This is a genomic window from Zoogloea sp. GDB6, from assembly GCF_056724105.1.
The window spans coordinates 232,025-251,038 of record NZ_CM161497.1 but is presented as its reverse complement, the minus strand read 5'-3'; the positions used below and the strand labels follow the sequence as shown (position 1 = coordinate 251,038).

Annotated in this window: 21 protein-coding genes; 10 read left to right on the top strand and 11 right to left on the bottom strand. The window is 66.9% G+C overall.

The features are described from left to right. The first annotated feature begins 16 nt into the window (after nucleotides 1-16). The 6 genes from AC1PQG_RS01155 to AC1PQG_RS01130 all read left to right on the top strand — a co-directional run bounded on the left by AC1PQG_RS01155 (nucleotide 17) and on the right by AC1PQG_RS01130 (nucleotide 5,443). Complete coding sequence (locus tag AC1PQG_RS01155) at nucleotides 17-400, top strand: PTS sugar transporter subunit IIA (RefSeq protein WP_481120856.1); 384 nt, start codon at nucleotides 17-19, stop codon at nucleotides 398-400. Between the two features lie 60 nt (nucleotides 401-460). Further along, complete coding sequence (locus AC1PQG_RS01150) at nucleotides 461-730, top strand: HPr family phosphocarrier protein (RefSeq protein ID WP_481120855.1); 270 nt, start codon at nucleotides 461-463, stop codon at nucleotides 728-730. 64 nt (nucleotides 731-794) lie between these two features. Then, entirely contained in the window at nucleotides 795-2,516 is a 1,722-nt protein-coding gene (ptsP, locus tag AC1PQG_RS01145) for a phosphoenolpyruvate--protein phosphotransferase (RefSeq protein ID WP_481120854.1), read from the top strand. A gap of 177 nt (nucleotides 2,517-2,693) precedes the next feature. Then, complete coding sequence (gene metX / locus AC1PQG_RS01140; protein ID WP_481120853.1) at nucleotides 2,694-3,818, top strand: homoserine O-succinyltransferase MetX; 1,125 nt, start codon at nucleotides 2,694-2,696, stop codon at nucleotides 3,816-3,818. A gap of 99 nt (nucleotides 3,819-3,917) precedes the next feature. Beyond that, on the top strand, nucleotides 3,918-4,520 hold the full coding sequence (gene metW, locus AC1PQG_RS01135) for a methionine biosynthesis protein MetW (RefSeq protein ID WP_481120852.1): 603 nt from the start codon (nucleotides 3,918-3,920) through the stop codon (nucleotides 4,518-4,520). A gap of 59 nt (nucleotides 4,521-4,579) precedes the next feature. Further along, the gene (locus AC1PQG_RS01130) at nucleotides 4,580-5,443 is read left to right on the top strand and encodes a Dyp-type peroxidase (RefSeq protein WP_481120851.1); all 864 of its coding nucleotides are present in this window, start codon (nucleotides 4,580-4,582) and stop codon (nucleotides 5,441-5,443) included. Nucleotides 5,444-5,467: 24 nt separating this feature from the next. Here AC1PQG_RS01130 and AC1PQG_RS01125 read toward each other — a convergent pair whose 3' ends face one another. The 3 genes from AC1PQG_RS01125 to AC1PQG_RS01115 all read right to left on the bottom strand — a co-directional run bounded on the left by AC1PQG_RS01125 (nucleotide 5,468) and on the right by AC1PQG_RS01115 (nucleotide 7,456). Beyond that, nucleotides 5,468-6,337: a PA4780 family RIO1-like protein kinase gene (locus tag AC1PQG_RS01125; protein ID WP_481120850.1), complete on the bottom strand. Its 870-nt coding sequence runs from the start codon at nucleotides 6,335-6,337 to the stop codon at nucleotides 5,468-5,470. 264 nt (nucleotides 6,338-6,601) lie between these two features. After that, nucleotides 6,602-7,003 carry an alternative ribosome rescue aminoacyl-tRNA hydrolase ArfB gene (gene arfB / locus AC1PQG_RS01120; RefSeq protein WP_481120849.1) on the bottom strand — a complete coding sequence of 134 codons (402 nt, stop codon included), beginning with the start codon at nucleotides 7,001-7,003 and terminating at the stop codon, nucleotides 6,602-6,604. Nucleotides 7,004-7,042: 39 nt separating this feature from the next. Beyond that, a complete protein-coding gene (locus AC1PQG_RS01115; RefSeq protein WP_481120848.1) occupies nucleotides 7,043-7,456 on the bottom strand; it encodes a VOC family protein in 414 nt (137 codons plus the stop codon). A 144-nt stretch (nucleotides 7,457-7,600) separates the two neighbouring features. Here AC1PQG_RS01115 and AC1PQG_RS01110 point away from each other — a divergent pair, with 144 nt between their 5' ends. From AC1PQG_RS01110 to AC1PQG_RS01100, 3 genes are all read left to right on the top strand, one after another. Beyond that, a complete protein-coding gene (locus AC1PQG_RS01110; RefSeq protein ID WP_481120847.1) occupies nucleotides 7,601-8,638 on the top strand; it encodes an RNA methyltransferase in 1,038 nt (345 codons plus the stop codon). A 287-nt stretch (nucleotides 8,639-8,925) separates the two neighbouring features. Beyond that, the gene (locus AC1PQG_RS01105) at nucleotides 8,926-11,037 is read left to right on the top strand and encodes a TonB-dependent receptor (RefSeq protein WP_481120846.1); all 2,112 of its coding nucleotides are present in this window, start codon (nucleotides 8,926-8,928) and stop codon (nucleotides 11,035-11,037) included. 10 nt (nucleotides 11,038-11,047) lie between these two features. Beyond that, the gene (locus AC1PQG_RS01100; RefSeq protein WP_481120845.1) at nucleotides 11,048-11,746 is read left to right on the top strand and encodes a PepSY-associated TM helix domain-containing protein; all 699 of its coding nucleotides are present in this window, start codon (nucleotides 11,048-11,050) and stop codon (nucleotides 11,744-11,746) included. Between the two features lie 3 nt (nucleotides 11,747-11,749). Here AC1PQG_RS01100 and AC1PQG_RS01095 read toward each other — a convergent pair whose 3' ends face one another. From AC1PQG_RS01095 to AC1PQG_RS01075, 5 genes are all read right to left on the bottom strand, one after another. Beyond that, nucleotides 11,750-12,757, bottom strand: a complete 1,008-nt coding sequence (locus AC1PQG_RS01095; RefSeq protein ID WP_374484526.1) for a nucleoid-associated protein — start codon at nucleotides 12,755-12,757, stop codon at nucleotides 11,750-11,752. A gap of 167 nt (nucleotides 12,758-12,924) precedes the next feature. Further along, nucleotides 12,925-13,128 (bottom strand): hypothetical protein, encoded by a 204-nt coding sequence (locus tag AC1PQG_RS01090; RefSeq protein WP_481120844.1) that lies wholly within the window; start codon nucleotides 13,126-13,128, stop codon nucleotides 12,925-12,927. A gap of 15 nt (nucleotides 13,129-13,143) precedes the next feature. Continuing rightward, nucleotides 13,144-13,515 (bottom strand): diacylglycerol kinase, encoded by a 372-nt coding sequence (locus AC1PQG_RS01085; protein WP_481120843.1) that lies wholly within the window; start codon nucleotides 13,513-13,515, stop codon nucleotides 13,144-13,146. A 20-nt stretch (nucleotides 13,516-13,535) separates the two neighbouring features. Beyond that, a complete protein-coding gene (locus tag AC1PQG_RS01080) occupies nucleotides 13,536-14,333 on the bottom strand; it encodes an alpha/beta fold hydrolase (protein ID WP_481120842.1) in 798 nt (265 codons plus the stop codon). Between the two features lie 3 nt (nucleotides 14,334-14,336). Further along, on the bottom strand, nucleotides 14,337-14,828 hold the full coding sequence (locus tag AC1PQG_RS01075; protein ID WP_481120841.1) for a flavin reductase family protein: 492 nt from the start codon (nucleotides 14,826-14,828) through the stop codon (nucleotides 14,337-14,339). A gap of 101 nt (nucleotides 14,829-14,929) precedes the next feature. Here AC1PQG_RS01075 and mutY point away from each other — a divergent pair, with 101 nt between their 5' ends. After that, complete coding sequence (gene mutY / locus AC1PQG_RS01070; protein WP_481120840.1) at nucleotides 14,930-15,985, top strand: A/G-specific adenine glycosylase; 1,056 nt, start codon at nucleotides 14,930-14,932, stop codon at nucleotides 15,983-15,985. 33 nt (nucleotides 15,986-16,018) lie between these two features. On the opposite strand, the gene AC1PQG_RS01065 is transcribed toward mutY, so the two are convergent. From AC1PQG_RS01065 to AC1PQG_RS01055, 3 genes are all read right to left on the bottom strand, one after another. After that, nucleotides 16,019-16,621 (bottom strand): LON peptidase substrate-binding domain-containing protein, encoded by a 603-nt coding sequence (locus AC1PQG_RS01065; RefSeq protein ID WP_481120839.1) that lies wholly within the window; start codon nucleotides 16,619-16,621, stop codon nucleotides 16,019-16,021. Between the two features lie 95 nt (nucleotides 16,622-16,716). Next, entirely contained in the window at nucleotides 16,717-17,346 is a 630-nt protein-coding gene (locus AC1PQG_RS01060) for a flavin prenyltransferase UbiX (protein ID WP_481120838.1), read from the bottom strand. A gap of 90 nt (nucleotides 17,347-17,436) precedes the next feature. Continuing rightward, nucleotides 17,437-18,945 (bottom strand): high affinity choline transporter 1, encoded by a 1,509-nt coding sequence (locus AC1PQG_RS01055; RefSeq protein ID WP_481120837.1) that lies wholly within the window; start codon nucleotides 18,943-18,945, stop codon nucleotides 17,437-17,439. Nucleotides 18,946-19,014 lie beyond the last annotated feature (69 nt).

Below are 19,014 nucleotides of genomic sequence, written 5' to 3'. Positions count from 1 at the left end.
GGATAGAATGGCCTGAATGATCGGAATCCTCATCATCACCCATGGCAGCCTGGGTGAAGCACTCATCCAGTGCTCCTGCCATGTACTGAACCGCCGGCCGCCCCAGTTGCTCCAACTCGGCGTTTCCGGGCAGGACGATCCGCTCGACGCCCTGCCACTGGCCCGACGCCTGCTGAACATGGTCGACAGCGGGGATGGGGTATTGATCCTGACCGACATTCTCGGCGCCACCCCCGCCAATACCGCGGCCAAGCTCCTGGAGCCGGGCCGCATCGAAGGGGTAGCCGGCGTCAACCTGCCCATGTTGCTGCGGACCATCACCTACCGGGAACGCAACATGGAAGTTCTGGTCAAGAAGGCCGTGGCCGGCGCCTGCGAAGGCGTCGTGCATATGAAATAAAGATAGCAACCGAAGGCCCCGACACAAGAGCCCAAAACCACATCGAGGAAGAAGAAAGAGATGCCACGTCAGGACGCCGAAATCATCAACAAGCTGGGCCTCCACGCCCGCGCCTCTGCCAAGCTGACCCAGACCGCCAGCGCCTATGAAAGCGACGTCTGGCTCGAGCGCAACGGCAAGCGTGTCAACGCCAAGAGCATCATGGGCGTGATGATGCTGGCCGCAGCCAAGGGCTGCACGATCACCATCGACACCAACGGGCGCGACGCCGACCAGGCCATGTCCGCCCTCCTCGGCCTCATCGCCGACAAGTTCGGGGAAGGAGAATGACGCGCCGCCCCGCTCCCTTCAGCATCCGTCCGGTCAGCCCTCAGTCTGCCGCACGGGTGCGGCGATGAGCTTCACCGTCCACGGACTCGCGGTCTCCCAGGGCATCGCCATCGGCCATGCCCATCTGGTTTCCCATGCGCTACTGGAAGTCGCCCATTTCACGATCGCTCCCAAGCACGTAGAGGCCGAGGTTTCACGCCTGCTCGCCGCGGTCGCCACCGTCAAGACCGAACTGGTCGGCCTGAAAGCCTCGGCCAGCACCGGCGCCGCGCCGTCCGAGGTCGATGCCTTCATCGGCATGCACATCATGATCCTGCAGGATCCGATGCTCGTCGATGCAGCCGCTAACCTGATCCGCACCCGCCGCGCCAACGCGGAATGGGCGATGGTCCAGCAGATGGAGCAGCTGGTCGAACAGTTCGAGGCCATCGAGGACGCCTACCTGCGCGAGCGCAAGGCCGACGTGGTGCAGGTGGTGGAGCGGGTCGTAAAGGTCCTGCTCGGCCATCCGGGCCACCTGCCGCCCAAGCGCAAGGATGGGCTGGGCACCATCGTCGTCGCCCACGATCTGTCGCCCACCGACACCATCGGCTTCAAGGACCACGCGGTCGCCGGCTTCATCACCGACGCGGGCGGTCCCACCGGCCACACCGCCATCGTCGCCCGCAGCCTGTCGATCCCGGCGGTGGTGGCGCTGCGTCACATCCGCCACGTGGTAAAGGACGATGAGCTGATCATCATCGACGGCACCCGCGGCGTGGTCATCGTCGATCCGGATGAACGGGTCCTCGAGGAATACCGCCTGCGCAAGGCCGAGGTGGAGCTGGAGCGCTCCAAGCTCAAGCGCCTCAAGTCGATGCGCGCGGCCACCCTCGACGGCGAGGAAGTGCAGATCCTCGCCAACATCGAGCTGCCGCCCGATGCGACCCAGGCCAAGAACGTCGAAGCGGACGGCGTCGGCCTGTTCCGCACCGAATTCCTGTTCATGAGCCGCGACACCTGGCCGGACGAGGACGAGCAGTTCGAAGCCTACAAGACGGTGGTCAAGACGATGGCCGGCAAGCAGGTCACCGTGCGCACCCTCGACGTGGGCGCCGACAAGGAGCTCGAAGGTGCCACCCGGCCGGAAGACAACCCGGCACTCGGTTTGCGAGCGATCCGCTACTGCCTGGCCGAACCGAAGATGTTCCTCACCCAGCTGCGCGCGCTGCTGCGGGCCAGCCACTTCGGCAAGCTGAAGATCCTGATCCCGATGCTGGCCAGCAGCAACGAGATCGACCAGACCCTGATCCTGCTCGAAAAGGCCAAGACCCAGCTGCGCGAACGCAAGATCAAGTTCGACGAGGCCGTGCCGGTGGGCGGCATGATCGAGGTGCCCGCCGCGGCCCTGTGCCTGGGCGCCTTCACCAAGCGCCTGCAGTTCCTGTCCATCGGCACCAACGACCTGATCCAGTACACGCTGGCCATCGACCGCGGCAACGAAGCCGTCGCCCACCTCTACAACCCGCTCCACCCGGCGGTGCTGCGCCTGATCCACCAGACCATCCAGGCCGGAGTTAAAGCCGGCATCCCGGTGTCAGTGTGTGGGGAGATGGCCGGCGACCCGGACTGCGCCCGCCTCTTGATCGGCATGGGCCTGCGCCAGTTCTCGATGCATCCGGCACAGATCCTCGAGGTCAAGCAGGCCATCCTGCGCGCCGATGCCGCCGACCTGACGGTCAAGGTGCAGCGCCTGCTCAAGCTGGACGATCCGGACCGGGTCCGTGAGGCAGTCGAGAAACTCTGACGTGCCGGCGACCGGCGGCGGGTTTGACTTGCCGCCGGCCATCGCGCTACTCTTTGCCCCACAGCGCCGATTTGAGTCCTTCAGCTTGCGGGCGCTTTACAAGTACGGCTAAAGCGACGGCAGCCCAGTCCGCGACCGTTCGCCGGCTGGGTTTTTCGTTTCCGGGACGAAACTGAGATGACACAAGAACAATCCATCGGAATCGTGGTGCCGCAGACGGCCCACTTCAGCACCCCACTTCCTCTCAAGAGCGGCGGAGCCCTCGCCGAGTACGACCTGGTCTATGAGACCTATGGCACCCTCAACGCCGCGCGCAGCAACGCGGTGCTGGTCTGCCACGCGCTGTCCGGCTCCCACCACGTGGCCGGCATCGACGCCGCCAGCGGCGCCGTCGGCTGGTGGGACAACCTGGTCGGCCCCGGCAAGCCCCTCGACACCGGGCGCTTCTTCGTGATCGGGGTGAACAACCTCGGCGGCTGTTACGGCAGCTCCGGCCCCAACTCGATCAACCCGGCCACCGGCAAGCCCTGGGGCGCCGACTTCCCCTTCGTCACCGTCGAAGACTGGGTCGACGCCCAAGCGCGCCTGGCCGACCAGCTCGGCATCGAGCGCTTCGCCGCGGTGGTCGGCGGCAGCCTCGGCGGCATGCAGGCACTGTCGTGGACGCTGCAGTACCCCGAGCGCGTCGCCCATGCGCTGGTGATCGCCTCCGCCCCCAAGCTCACCGCCCAGAACATCGCCTTCAACGAAGTGGCCCGCCAGGCCATTCTGAAGGACCCCGAGTTCCACGGCGGCCACTACTACGAGCACGGCGTGGTGCCCACCCGTGGCCTGGCGCTAGCGCGCATGGTCGGCCACATCACCTACCTGTCGGACGACGCGATGGGCCAGAAATTCGGCCGCACGCTGCGCCACGACAAGCCGGTGTTCAGCTACGACGTGGAATTCGAGATCGAGTCCTACCTGCGCTACCAGGGCGACAAGTTTGCCGGCTTCTTCGACGCCAACACCTACCTGCTGACCACCAAGGCCCTCGACTACTACGACCCGGCCTTCGACTACGACGGCGACCTGGTGGCCGCCCTCGGCCGCGCCAAGGCCGACTACCTGGTAGTGTCCTTCAGCACCGACTGGCGCTTCGCCCCGTCGCGCAGCCGCGAGATCGTCTACGCGCTGATGCACAGCGACCGGCGGGTCAGCTACGCGGAGATCGACTGTCCGGCCGGGCACGACTCCTTCCTCCTCGACGACGCCCAGTACCACTCCGTGCTGCGGGCCTACATCGACAACATCAAGCTGTGAGGTGACGGCCCCCGCCGACCTGCCGCTCCGCGCCAGGCCCCCCCGAGGGGGGTCAAGAAAACTCGGGGCGGCCCTTCGTTTTCTTGAGAGAGCACGAAAATGAGTTTCCAGCGTTACGACTACGATGTGATCTCCAACTGGATCGAGCCCGGCGAGCGGATCCTCGACCTCGGCTGCGGCGACGGCAGCCTGCTGCGCTACCTGAAGGAGCGCCGCCAGGTCCGCGGCTACGGCGTCGAGAACGACCCCGAGCGGGTCCTCGCCTGCGCGCGCAACGGTATCAACGTGATCCAGATCGACCTGGAACAAGGCCTTGCCGGCTTCGACGACGGCTTCTTCGACCACGTCATCATGAGCCTGTCGTTGCAGGCCATGCGCAACACCCAGGGCATCCTCAAGGAGATGCTGCGGGTCGGCCACGAGGCGGTGGTGAGCTTCCCCAACTTCGCCTACTGGCGTCACCGCCAAGCCATCCTCAACGGCCACATGCCGGTTTCCAAGAACCTGCCCTACCAGTGGTACGACACGCCCAACGTGCGCTTCTTCACCATTGCCGACTTCGAGACCCTGTGCGAGCAGGAAGGCATCGCGATTCATGAGCGGCTGGCCTTCGACGAGGACAAGGTGATCGTCGAGGAGCCCAACTTCCTGGCCAGCGTGGCCCTCTACCGCCTCGGCCGCAATGGCTCCGTAAGCGGCTGACGGCCCGGCGGGGATTGCTCTATCATCGCCAGCGAAGCGAACAATACCCGGAGAGAATCATGAGCACCCCGCAAGCCGGCATCCTGCAGCCGCTGCCGCCCCTCGCCCGCTACCTGTCCTTTTCCCTCACGCCCGACAGCGACGTGTCCGCCGGCCTCGCAGCCCTGCAGGCCGTCGTGGACGGCGAGCGCACCGTGGCCGGCATCGGCTTGGCTCCAGTCACTGCACTCGGCAAAAAGGTCGCCGGCCTCAAGCCCTTCCCGCCGCTCAACGGTCCCGGCGTGGAACTGCCCTCGACGCCCTTCGCGCTGTGGCTGTGGCTGCGCGGCGAGGACCGCGGCGAACTGCTGCACCGGGCCCGCCATATCGAGGAAGCCCTCGCCCCGGTATTCCAATTGGAAGAATCCTGGGACGCCTTCAAACATGACGGCGGCCGCGACCTCAGTGGCTACGAAGATGGCACCGAGAATCCCACCGAAGAAGCCGCTGTCGAAGCCGCCATCGCCGCCGACGGCTCCAGCTTCGTCGCCGTGCAACGCTGGATCCACGATTTCCGCCGCCTCGAAGCGATGGCACCGGAAGAGCGCGACGACTGCATCGGCCGCCGCCGTTCCGACAACGAAGAACTCGACGACGCCCCCGCATCGGCCCACGTGAAGCGTACCGCCCAGGAGAGCTTCAGCCCGGAGGCCTTCGTGCTGCGCCGCTCGCTGCCGTGGGCGGAAGGCCGCGATGCCGGCCTGATGTTCGTTGCCTTCGGCCACACGCTGGACGCCTTCCAGGCCCAGATGCGCCGCATGGTCGGCCTGGAGGACGGCATCGTGGACGCGCTGTTCCGCTTCACGCGGCCGCTGTCCGGCAGCTATTTCTGGTGCCCGCCGATGACTGACGGCCAGCTGGACCTGTCCCGCCTGCGGGCCTGAAAACGACCAAACGGCCCAGTCCGCTCAGTCCCCGCCCAGCGCCTCGAGCCGGGCTGCCTCCTGGCGGGCTCGCCGTTCGGCATCTTCATCTTTGGCTGCGTCGATGACCTGCATGACCTCATCCAGGTCCACGTCCCGCGCGGCCTCCTCGAAGCGGCCCGTCAAAGCGCTGTCCGGATGGAGCGCCCCGGTTTCGTAGAGGGACCAGATTTCAGGGCCGTAGCGGGTATCCAGCAACACCGGGGCGAACTGGCCGAAGTAGCTGGCCAGGTTGTCCACGTCCCGCTCAAGCATCCGCTTGGCGTTGTTGTTGGCCGCGGCATCCACGGCCTGGGGCAGGTCGATGATGACCGGGCCGTTCGCATCCACCAGCACGTTGTACTCGGACAGGTCGCCGTGCACGATACCCGCGCACAGCATGCGCACTACCTCGCGGATCAGGGCCGCATGGTAGGCGAGCGCTTCCTCCTCGCTCAGCGCCAGATCATTGAGGCGCGGGGCCGGCTCGCCATCCTCGTCGGCCACCAACTCCATCAGCAGCACGCCCTCATGGAACTGGTAGGGCTCGGGCACCCTCACGCCAGCCGCGGCGAGGCGGCGCAGCGCATCCACCTCGGCGTGCTGCCAGGCGGCCTCCTGCTCCTCGCGGCCATAGCGGGAACGCTTGGCCATCGCTCGGGCCTGGCGGCTGTTCTTCACCTTGCGGCCCTCGGTGTAATCCACAGCGGTGTGGAAACCGCGCTTGTTGGCCTCTTTGTACACCTTGGCGCAGCGGATCTCGTCGCCGCACTGGACGACATAGACCATGGCTTCCTTGCCACTCATCAACTGACGCAGCACACCATCCACCAGCCCGTCGGCGACCAGCGGTTCGATTCGGCTCGGTGTCTTCATGCGCGGACCACCGGGTTCAACCTGGCATGAGCCGCCAGCAACGGGGTGGCGATGGAGAATTCGAGAGCGGCATCCTTGCCGAAGATGAAACAGTGGGATTGCATGGGTGATCCTGCGGGATGCTGCGTGAAAAAGGCTGCCGACAGTGCCACCGGATAAACGACCGGCACATGCGGGAAGAGACAGGGGGGAAAACGGCGGGGCGCAGCGAAAGCATGCAGCGCCCGAATAAAGCGTGAGGCGGCGATTATCCCGCATCCAGCCCTATTCGACACGCCCCCGGCCAGCCTTGACGGCACTACGGCGCGCCTTGCCCTCCAGCCGGCGGGTCACCGACCCACGGGTCGGCTTGGTCGCGCGCCGCGCCTTCGGCACCACGGCGACACTATCGACCAGAGCCTGCAGGCGACCCAGGGCCTCGGCGCGGTTCTTGTCGAGGCTGCGGTATTCCTGGGCCTTGATGATGATCACCCCGCTCTTGCTGATACGCTGGTCGCCCAGCCTGAGCAGGCGCTCCTTGATGGCATCAGGGAGCGACGAGGCGACAATGTCGAAACGCAGATGCACCGCTGTCGACACCTTGTTGACGTTCTGCCCGCCGGCCCCCTGGGCGCGGATGGCGGTGAATTCGACCTCGTCGTCGGACACACGGAAAGAGGGGCACATCGCCGGCACTTTAACCGATACGCGCCCCCCGGCGGCCCGTCACGACGCCACGGTAACCATCCACAGCACCCCGAAGCGGTCCGTCACCATACCGAAACAAGGCGACCAGAAGGTCTTGCCGAGTGGCATCTGCACCTGCCCGCCCTCCGCCAGGGCCGTAAAGAATTTCTCGGCCACCGCCGGATCGGCTGGCGCGACGGACAAGGCGAAGCCCTGGAACGGCGTACTGCCCTGGCAGCGCCCATCGGAGGCCATCACCAGAGCGTCGCCGATGCGGAAACTGCAGTGTAGAACCTTGTCTTCCGAACCGGGCGGCAGCATGCCCGGCGGCGGCGGTTCCGGGTTGTCCCGGTTGCGCATCAGCATGTCCACCTGGGCACCGAGAGCGTGCTGGTAGAACTGGACGGCCTCTTCACAGCGGCCATCGAAGAACAGGTAGGGGTTCACTTGCATCGCATGCCTCCTTGGCAAAGCTTGGGCCGGAGGCCCAATGGTCAAGGTGTAGGCGATGGCGGCGCCGACGTCCACCGAGAGAGCGCCCATCATGGTCGATGCGGATGCCGCGGCATCGACCCAGTTGCTATCATTCGCCCCCTAATGCGTATCGAACAACTCCGCCAGCGCCTCGCCGACCTGGGCGCCAAACCCGTGCACATCCAGCGCGTACTGCGCGCGTGGACCCACGCCCAGCCCCTTGACGCCGGCCCTACCCGGCGCGGCCCAATGCTGCCTCAGGCTGTCGTGGACGCCCTGCCAGCCCTCACCGCAGAGCTCGCCAGCCTGGCCCAGGTACGTTCCGAACATCCCGGCGAGGACGGCTCGGCGCGCCTGCTGGTGCAACTTGCCGACAAGCAGACGGTGGAGAGCGTGCTACTGCCGCGGGACGGCCTGTGCGTGTCCAGCCAGGTCGGCTGTGCGGTGGGCTGCCGCTTCTGCATGACCGGCCGCGACGGCCTGCTGCGCCAGGTCGGCAGCGCCGAGATCGTCGCGCAGGTAGTGCTGGCCCGCGCCCGCCGCCACGTGAAGAAGGTCGTCTTCATGGGAATGGGCGAACCGGCCCACAATCTGGACAACGTGCTCGAAGCAATCCAGCTCCTCGGCACCGAAGGCGGCATCGGCCACAAGAACCTGGTGTTCTCGACGGTCGGCGATCCGCGGGTCTTCGAGCGCCTGCCGGAAGGCACGGTGAAGCCGGCACTGGCCCTGTCCCTGCACACCACCCGTGCCGACCTGCGGGCCGACCTGCTGCCGAAGGCGCCGCCGCTGACGCCGGACGAGATCGTCGAACTCGGCGAAGCCTACGCCCGCGCCACCGGCTACCCGATCCAGTACCAATGGACGCTGATCGACGGCCTCAACGACACGCCGGAAGAACTCGACGGCATCGTGCGACTGCTGGCCGGCAAGTACGCGATCATGAACATGATCCCCTACAACGCGGTGCCCGACCTGCCCTACCGCCGTCCGGACTGGGACAAGGCCGCCGATATCGCGCGCCAGCTCCACCGCCGCGGCATCCTCACCAAGCTGCGCAACTCCGCCGGCCAGGACGTGGACGGTGGCTGCGGGCAACTGCGCGCCCGTATCATCGCAGGCGAGGCGCCGGTACGCATGGTCCGCAAACCGGCGGCCTGACGCCACCTCCGCAACACCTCTCCCCCACCTGCCCCAACCACCGTTTTCCGCGCCCCCACGCGGAAAACGGTGGCCTCCTTGCGCCGTCTCCACAGACCAGCGCATGCCCTGCGCTGTACGAATCGGATTTGCCAGACTTGCAAATGAGAATAAACATCATTTACAATTTTCACAGATTTACCGATATTTACCCTGCTTAACACCCGGGCTTTCAGCCAGCCAGTGCCGTCAGACGACGCGACCAGCCAGCCACGCCGGATCTCATCCCAGGTCTCGAAGGAACCGACATGGCACTGCAACGACGCCCGCTGGCGCTGGCAATCTCCCTCCTCTGCAGCTCCGGCGCATGGGCCCAGCAATCTACCGAAACCGATGGCGGGCCGACCTTGTCCGCGGTCAAGGTCAGCGGCGGTCGTGAGCTGCCGCCGACCTACAACCCGCCCACCGCCACCAGCGCCACCAAGATCGACGCACCGCTGCGCGACATCCCGCAGACCGTGAACGTGGTGCCCCAGAGCCTGCTGCGCGACCAGGCCGTGCATTCGCTGCAGGACGTGCTGAAGTCGGTGCCCGGCGTCGGCCTGTCCACCGGCGACGGCCAGCGCGACCAGGTGACGATCCGCGGCTTCTCGGCGATCGCCGACCAGTTCATCGACGGCCTGCGCGACGACGCGATGTACTTCCGCGACCTGTCCAACGTCGAGCAGGTGGAAGTCGTCAAAGGGCCGGCGTCGGTGCTGTACGGCCGTGGCTCGTCGGGCGGCCTGATCAACCGCATCACCAAGAAACCCGGCATCGACCGCAGCGAGGTCAGCCTGCAGGTCGGCAGCTGGAACCAGCGCCGCGGCGAGGTGGACCTGGCCCACAAGTTCGACGACAGCGGCGTGGCCTTCCGCGTCACCGGCGCCATCGAGCGCAGCGACAGCTACCGCGACATGCAGTTTCTGGAACGCGAGGCCTTCGCGCCGTCGTTGTCCTTCCAGCTCGGCAGCCAGACCAGGCTGCTGATCCAGGCCGAATACCTGTCCGACCGCCGCCTGACCGACTTCGGCATTCCGGCCTACCAGGGCCGGCCGGTGAATGTGCCGGTCGGCACCTATTACGGCGCCGCCAACGCCCGCGACGCGGACTACACGCAGACCCGCGAGTCGGCCATCGGCTTCACGCTGGATCACCGCTTCGACGAGGCCTGGTCGGTGCGTAACGCCTTCCGTTATTACGACTACACGCTGGACCGCAACAACACCCTGGTCGGCTCGGTCAATGAGAAGGCCCTGACCGCCTCCCTCAACCGCAGCAATGTACGGCGCCAGGAAGACGGCTACTTCAACCAGACCGAGCTGGTCCACAAGACCACGCTGGCCGGCATGCCCCACCAACTGCTGTACGGCGTCGAGGTCAGCCAGCAGACCAAGGACCAACTGTTCCGCACCCAGAACAACATCGCCACCGTGTCGCTGTTCAACCCGGTGCTGCCGGTACTGCCCTTCAACGTGACCGCCGCGCCGTCCACCAACAACGTCGGCATCATGTCGGTAAGCAGCGCCTACATCCAGGATCTGGCCACGCTTTCAACGCACTGGAAGGCCCTCGCCGGCCTTCGCTATGACCGCTTCCAGCAGACGACCCGCGAGCGCCGCGCCGGCCAATCCAACCTGGAGCGCACCGACAGCGCATTGAGCCCGCGCGCCGGCCTGGTCTATCAGCCGACCGAGGACCGCTCCTACTACGCGTCCTGGAGCAAGTCCTTCCAGCCGTCCGGCGAGAGCCTCCCGCTGGCCGCCAACAACGCCAGCATCGCGCCGGAGGAAACCACCAACCAGGAGATCGGCGCCAAGTTCGACTTCTTCAATGGTCTGGCGTCGGCCAGCGCGTCGGCCTTCCGGCTTGAGCGCACCAACATCAAGACCACCGATCCGGCCACCAACATCCTCATGCCCCTCGGCGTGCAGCGCACCAACGGGATCGAGCTGAGCTTCTCCGGCGATCTGCCCCACGGCTGGCAGCTGTGGTCCGGCTACGCCTGGCTGGATGCGCGCATGGTGTCGTCGATCGCCATGGACGCCGGCCAGGCGGTGCAGGGCAAGCGCCCGACGCTGACGCCGGAACACAGCGCCAACCTGTGGCTGACCAAGGCCCTCGGCGGCGGCTTTGGCGCCGGCGCCGGCCTGAACTACGTCGGCGACCGCTTCGCCAATCCGGGCAACACCGTCACGCTGCCGTCCTACACCACCGTGGACGCGATGGCCTATTACCGCGTCAAGGGCCTCGACCTGCAGCTCAACCTGACCAACCTGTTCGACCGCAAGTACATCGTCGCCGGCCACGGCAGCAATGCCAACCTGAACCTGCCGGGCGCCCCGCGCGCCGTGCAGCTGACCGCCCGCTACGCCTTCTGAGGACTGCCCGATGCCTGCCAGCGACACCGCCGTCCTCGACGGCAAGCCTTCTGCCGCTCCGCTGCACGCTGCCGGCGCTCGCCCGCGGCGGCGCAGCCGACGTGCGGTGCTCCTCGGCTGGCTGCGCAAGATCCATCTCTACGTCGGGCTGTGGGGGGCAGCGCTGGGGTTGCTGTTCGGCGCCACCGGCATCCTGCTCAACCACCGGGCGGTGCTCAAGATCCCGGTGGAGAAGACCGTGCAGACGACGGTCCAGCTGCCGCTGCCGCGGGCTTTCGGCAGCCCCGACGAACTCGCCGGCTGGCTGCGGGAAGAGCTGGGTTTCAGCGCGGGACAAGTCACCCAGGTGAAGACCCAGCCGGCCCGCACGGTGGTCTGGGCCGACCGGGACGTGGCCCAGCCGGAGCGCTGGACCGTCGGCCTGCAGACGCCGACCCGTGGGGTCAGCGCCGAGTACTTCGTCGGCAACCGCTTCGTGAAACTGGACCAGTCGGACGCCACGCCGATCGGCACCCTCACGCGGCTGCACATGGCGGTCGGCGCCAGCGCCTTCTGGGTGCTGCTGTCCGACACCATCGCGGGCAGCCTGATCCTGCTGTCGATCACCGGCCTGCTGCTATGGACACAGTTCCACCCGCTGCGCACCACCGCCGTCGTCACCAGCCTCGGCGCCCTTGGCGCCGCCTGCTGGTTCATGTGGTCGGTGTAGGGCTCACTCCTCCAGCAGCAGCTTCTTGAGGCTCTCCGGCACGTTGGTCAGCACCAGCGTGTTGCTGGCCTTGTCGTACTGCACGGCGCCGGAGCGGAGGCCGCTGCGTTCGAACTCCAGCTTCCAGTCCTCAGCGCTGGCGCGGAAGCGGATCAGGGGCTTCAGGGCGCGCTTGTCCGGCACGAAGCCGCTGGCCAGGTCGAGGGCTTCGTCCTGCAGCGTTTCACTGAGCTTCTGCGGCGCGTCAGGGAAGATCTGGCTCGCCACCGACTGCAGGTCGAGGGCCGCGCCGCTCTCGCCCATTTCCTCCAGCACCAGGTGGGCGCGTTCGAGCAGCTCGTCGCGCTCGCGGGTTTCCAGCTGCTGGGTGTCGGCGAAATGGCTCAGCGTCTCGACCAGCTTCTTGGTCTCCTTGAGGGCGATCACCACGTCGGTGCAGCCGAGAAAGCGCTTGAACCAGCCGGCCAGGTCGCCGCGCCCCTTCAGGAAGGCGATGTAGCGCTCGGCGCCGTTCTGCCAGGCCGTGATGTCGATGCGCCCGGCCACCTGCAGCGCGCCGAAATCCAGGTGCGGGCTGTCGTGGATGCTCAGGCCGTCGCCGATCACCGTGCCGAGGGTCTCCTGCAGCAGGGCCACGTACAGGCAGTCAGCCCCGAAGATGGTGGCGCGGGCGATCAGCACGTAGCCGCCGTCGTCCACCTTGTCCTCGTCGAGGCGCTGCTGCAGGTGGGTCACCATCTCGCGGGACAGGGTCGCGAAATCCATGCTGCCGTCCACCGCGTGCTCGCGCACCAAGCGCGGCATCGGAAAAGCCCGCTCGTCTTTCTCAAACCAGCCATAGCCCTTGCCCGGCCGCTCGGCGAAATGCCGGCACAGGCGCTCCATCAGGCGCGCGGCGGGTTCGTCGACGGGATTGGAGGCCGGCCGCAGCTCGACCGTGGACGCGCCTTCGGCGGCACGGATCAGGCGGTGGATGACGAGGTCGGCGATCGCCTGGGTCGATTCGGACATGGACAACTCCGGAAATGGACGGGGGCGCGATTCTCTCACGCCGGGCAGGGGATGACGGACCCCGTGGACGCGAATTCACCCGCCCTGCAGCGGACCATGGGGAAATGAACGCATCCCCGCGCGGGACATCCCTCATCCCGCAGAGGACATCTCCTGCCGGGCGTCCGTCAGAAACGCATCTTGCGGCGGTTGCCGGGCAGCTGACGCAACTGCTCCCGGCGCTGCTGGCCGGCGGACAGCAGCTTCGCCGGTGCCGGGCTGTTCTGCGCCACCAGCTCCGGCGGGATGTTGGCCCCCACGCCGCGCGGACAGAAGCCGGTGGCGGCGCAGGTGCAATTGACACAGGGCTTCTTGCCGGACGCGGTACTCATGACGATTTTTCCTGCTTAGCCGAACAGCACCAGCCCCCACACGGCGACGACATTCACCAGCGCCACGAAGACCGCCGCGCTGCCGATGTCCTTGGCGCGCTTGGCCAGGTGGTGATGTTCGAGGGAGATGCGATCCACGGTGGCCTCGAGGCCGGAATTGATCAGCTCGACGATGATCACCAGCAGCACGCTGGCGATCATCAGTGCCTTGCCGATGCCGCTGGCGGGCAGGAACAGGGCCAGCGGCATCAGCACGACCGCCAGCCAGACCTCCTGGCGGAAGGCATCCTCGTTGCGGTAGGCGGCACCGAGCCCGGCCATCGAGTAGTGGAAGGCGTTCCACACGCGGGTCAGGCCGGTCTTGCCTTTGAAAGGGCTTTCTTCCATGGCGGGCAAAATGTCCAAGCCTAGCGGGTACCGGTGACAGGCAGGTTATCGAGGCCGGCGATAAAACCGCGGACCTCGGCGGCGAAGGCTTCCGGCTCCTCGAAAGGCGCCATGTGGCCGGCGTCCAGCTCCCGGTACGTGGCCAGCGGCAGGCGTTCGGCCATGCGGCGCACCACCTGTGGCGTGGATACGGTGTCGTGCGTGCCGGCCAGCACCAGCGCCGGCATTTCCAGCGTGGACAAGGCCGCCCGCTGGTCGAAACGCACCAGCGCATGCATCGCGGCCCGGTAACTGTCGGGCGGGATGCGCGCCATCAGGTCGACGGCGTCATGCACGACCTCGGCTTCGCTGCCCGGTCCGATCATCGTCGGGATCAGCTCGATGGCCAGTTCGCGCATGCTGGCCCCATCGTCCAACGGCCCCAGGCGACGGTCGAGGAAGGCTTTCTGCAGCGCACCCGACGCAGCGCCGAAGGCCGGCGTGCAGCAAGCCAGCACCAGGCCGGCGACCCGCTCCGGAAAACGCACCGCCGTCTGCAGCGCGATCATGCCGCCCATGCTGTGGCCAACCAGCACTGCGCTGTCGAGGCCGGCCTCGTCGAGCAGATCCACCACGGCACCAGCAAAGCTGTCGAAGCTGACGGGCTCCACCGCCGGGCTGGCGCCATAGCCGGGCATGTCCCAGGCCAGACCGCGCCAGCCTGCGGGCGTCATCTGCGGCAGGATGTCGAACGCGCTGGCGGCGCCACCGCTGACCCCATGCAGGAAAACCAGCCCACGGGAGCCGCTACCGGTCTCGATCCAGTGCGGTGCGTCCATGTTTCAGGCCAGGCGGCGGTACGCGCCGCCCTGGAAAACCAGCGGCGTCTTGTCGAGCTGGCGGTCGAAACGCGCCACCTCGCCGATGAACACCACATGGTCGCCGCCTTCGTGGCGGGAGAACTGGCGGCATTCGAACCAGGCCACGCAGCCCGGCAGCAGCGGCACGCCGTCCAGGCCCTCGGTGAAGGGCAAGCCGGCGAACTTGTCGTCGCTGCGGCTGGCGAAACGCTGGGAGATGTCCTGCTGATCCTCGGCAAGGATGTTGATCGCGTACACTGCGGCGTTTTCGAAGATCGGTACGCTCGGCAGGTGCTTAGACAGGCTCCACACGACCAGCGGCGGCGTCAGGGACACCGAATTGAAGGAGCTGACGGTGAGACCGATCGGCTCGCCACTCGGCGCGCGGGCGGTGATCACCGTCACGCCGGTGGGAAACATGCCCAGCGTGTCGCGAAAGGCGCGTACCGCCGGATCATTCTTGGGAGAGGTCATATGAAATCGGGTAGTCCGCGCGCCATCACGGCGGGCAGCAATCCAGTTGGGGGGAGTGAAATTATCGCTGCCCGGCGGGCCAGCGTCGAGAGCTTGCGAAATTGAGTACGTTTGCGGAAACCCTGATCGCCTGGCAGTGCCTGCATGGACGCCACGACCTGCCCTGGCAGACCGATGACGCCTACCGGGTGTGGTTGTCGGAAATCATGCTGCAGCAGACCCAGGTGGAAACCGTCATCCCCTACTACGCGCGCTTCCTCGAGCGCTTTCCGGATCTGCCCAGCCTCGCCGCGGCGCCGGTGGAGGACGTGCTGACCCTGTGGAGCGGCCTCGGCTACTACGCTCGCGCGCGCAACCTGCACAAGTGCGCCCAGGCCCTGATGGCCCGCCACGGCGGCGTATTTCCGGCCGACCCGGCCCAGCTCGCCGAGCTGCCGGGCATCGGCCGCTCGACGGCGGCGGCGATCAGCGCCTTCGCCTACGGCACGCGGGCGGCGATCCTCGACGGCAACGTGAAGCGGGTGCTAACCCGCGTCTTCGGTATCGACGGTTTCCCCGGCACCAAAGCCGTGGAAAACCGTCTGTGGGAACTGGCCGAGAGCCTGTTGCCGGCACGGGACGTAGGCGTTTACACCCAGGCCCAGATGGACCTCGGCGCCACGATCTGCACCCGTGGCCGGCCGGCCTGCGCCCGCTGTCCGCTGGCCGAGCGCTGCGTGGCGCTGCGCGACGGCCGCGTCGCCGAACTGCCGACCCCGCGCCCGCGCAAGGAAAGCCCCCAGCGCAGCGGCCGCTTCGCCGCCATCCTCGCCAATGGTGCCGTGCTGCTGGAGCGCCGGCCGCCGAGCGGTATCTGGGGCGGCCTGCTGAGCCTGCCGGAACTACCCGAAGACGCCGACAGCGCCGACTGGGTGGCCCGCCACTACGGCCTGGACGTCCGCCAGCGCACGCCGCTGACGCCCTTCCGCCACGTGTTCACCCATTTCACGCTGACGCTGCAGCCCGAAGCGCTCGAAGTCGCGCCGCCCGCCCCCGCCGTTGCCGAAGACGGCCGCCTGTGGCAGCCCCTCGACCGCCTCGCCGACGCCGCCCTGCCGGCGCCGATCCGCAAGCTGCTCGAACAGCTTGTGCAGGACGATCTGTTCGGCAGGCCATGACCACGGTGGGGCCGCAGCGGCCGCCCGCGCGGCTCAATCGCGGCTGTCAATCAGCTGGTGTTGCTGCAGGTAGGCATGGATGATCTCCAGCCGGGACAGCGGGTCTTGCAGCTCGAGCAGGCGCTGGCGGGCCTTCACCGGGATCGGCAGGATCTCCGCGAGACGGTAGCCAACCCAGCTGGCGTCGTCGAAGCGGTGCGGCGGCGGAAACATCTCGTCACCGGCGTCGACCACGATGGCACGCAGCAAAGGTAGCAAGCCATGCAGCTCGTCCGGCACCGGCTCCACCGGCGGTTCGAGGATCACCTCTACACGGGCCGTCTGCAAACGGTCGGAATGAATGTCCCGGGACACGATGCGGAAGCGCTCACCCCCCCGGCAGGTGATGAACAACAGACCGGGCTGGGACATGTCCCAATCCCCGATCCGCGCAACGGTACCGGTTTCGAAGGGCACCGCCGGATTGCCGACCTCGCCGCCCTCCTGGATCAGGCATACGCCGAAGGGTGCATTGGCCCGCATGCAGCGCGCCGCCATGTCGAGGTAGCGGGCCTCGAACAGCTTGAGGGACAGCACGCCATCGGGAAACAGCACCGTATGCAGCGGGAATAGCGGGATCTCGACGGTGTCATGCATGGTGTCACTCCTGTAATCCGGCACAGCCTTCCCGTCGGCACGCGCCCACTCGCCACGGAGCGCTACCCGACCGCCCGCGGGCGAGTGGATGCGCCTTACTCGTCGCCCTCGCCCCAGCGCGGCATCAGCGCATGCGGCACGGCCAACTGGTCGAGCACCCGGGCGACGACGAAATCCACCACGTCCCCGACCGTCTGCGGCCGGTGATAGAAGCCCGGATTGGCCGGCAGGATCACCACGCCCATGCGGGCCAGGCGCAGCATGTTCTCCAGGTGCAGCTGCGAAAACGGCGTCTCCCGCGGCACCAGGATCAGCTTGCGCCCTTCCTTGATGGCCACGTCGGCAGCCCGCTCGATGAGGTTGCCGGCCAGGCCGGCGGCGATCGACGCCAGCGAGCCCATCGAACACGGACAGACGACCATCGCGTCCGGCGGATTGGAACCCGAAGCTGGCGGCGCGAACCATTCCTCCCGACCAAACACCTGCAACTGCCCAGCTACCGCACCGAAGCGCTCGCTCAGAAGGGCTTCGACCTCAGTCGGCCGAGACGGCAGGGCAAGATCCATCTCCTGCCGCGCGACGATCTGCGCCACCTGGGAATACAGCAGCCACACCCGGCAGCCCGCGGCCAGCAGGCATTCCACCAGGCGCAGCCCATAGGGCATACCGGACGCTCCGGTGAGGGCGACGGCGATGGTCTTGGGCGATGGCGCGGACGGGTTCAAGGCAGGATCCTGGCAGGCAACGGTTAAGACGACAGACGGCAAGACTCGGCCAAGGTTCCGGCCGACGCGGCGGGACGCATGAGTCCGCCGCTACTGGCCATGTTTATGCACAGCGCCGATCCCCTCGTGGGCAATGCCGTGGGGCTCGGCCGCATAGTGGCCGCGGAGCAGGCGCTCATGCACGTGGATGTCATGGTGGACCAGCTGTTTCACCAGCGAACCGACCACCATCCCCACCGCGCTGGCCGCCAGGCCGGCCAGTTGGGCCGGCACGAAGGGATCCTCGCCACCGGCCAGATGCACCGCCAGCCACACGCCGATGCCGCAGAAGATGGACGCCAGCGCGCCCTGATTGGTCGCCCGCCGCCAGTACAGGCCGCACAGCAAGGGCACGAAGGCCGACACCAGAGTGATCTGGTAGGCGTTCTCGACCATCTTGAAGATGCTGGCCTTGGAGTACATCGCGTAGACGGTCACCAGCACGGTGAAGCCGAAGGTCACCACGCGCATCCAGAACAGCAGCTTGCGGTCGGTGAGATGCGGCAGCGCCGGCTTGAGGATGTTCTCGGTGAAGGTCACCGACGGCGCCAGCAGGGTGGCCGACGCACAGCTCTTGATCGCCGACAGCAGCGCGCCGAAGAACATGACCTGGGCCACCAGCGGCGCCTTGCTCAGCACCAGCTCGGGCAGGATCATCTGGGAATCGGACGAGATCAGGCGCGCCACCATGTCGGGCGAGATCAGCGTCGCCGAGTAGGCCAGGAACATCGGCACGAAGGCGAACACGAAATACAGACTGCCGCCGAGCACCGAACCCCACACCGCGATCTTCTCGGACTTGGCCGACTGCACGCGCTGGAACACGTCCTGCTGCGGGATAGAGCCGAACATCATGGTCACCGCCGCAGCGAAGAAGGCGATCATTTCCTTCGGGTCGGCCGGGGGCAGGAAGGCGAACTTGCCTTCACCCAAGGCGTGATTGACGACCGCACCGACGCCACCGGCCATGCTGCTGACCTCGCCACCGATCCACAGCATGCCGATGACGATGATGATCATCTGCAGGAAATCGGTGATCGCCACCGCCCACATGCCGCCGAACAGCGTGTAGATGAGGATCGTGCCGGAGCCGATCCACATGCCGGCCAGGCGGCTCACCTCGCCGCCCGACACCACGTTGAAGACCAGCCCGAGGGCGGTGATCTGGGCACCCACCCAACCGAGGTAGGAGATCACGATGGCCAGCGTGGTCAGCACCTCCGCAGTCCGCCCGTAGCGCCGCTTGTAGAAGTCGCCGATGGTCAGCAGGTTCATGCGGTACAGCGGTGCCGCGAAGAACAGCCCGACCAGGATCAGGCACAGGGACGAGCCGAAGGGATCGGCGACCACGCCGTGGAGCCCTTCGTTGAGAAAGGTCGCCGGAATGCCGAGCACCGTTTCCGAGCCGAACCAGGTGGCGAACACCGTAGCGGTGACCATGTAGAAGGGCAGATGACGGCCCGCAACGGCGAAGTCCTTGGTGTTGTGGACCCGCGTGGCGGCGATGAGGCCGATGGCCACCGAGATCAGCCAGTAGGCGATGACGAACCAGAACAGCATCGGGAAAAATGGAAAAAGCGTTGGCGAATCCGCGGATTATAGGGATGAGCCGGGTCCGCGGGGGAGCCG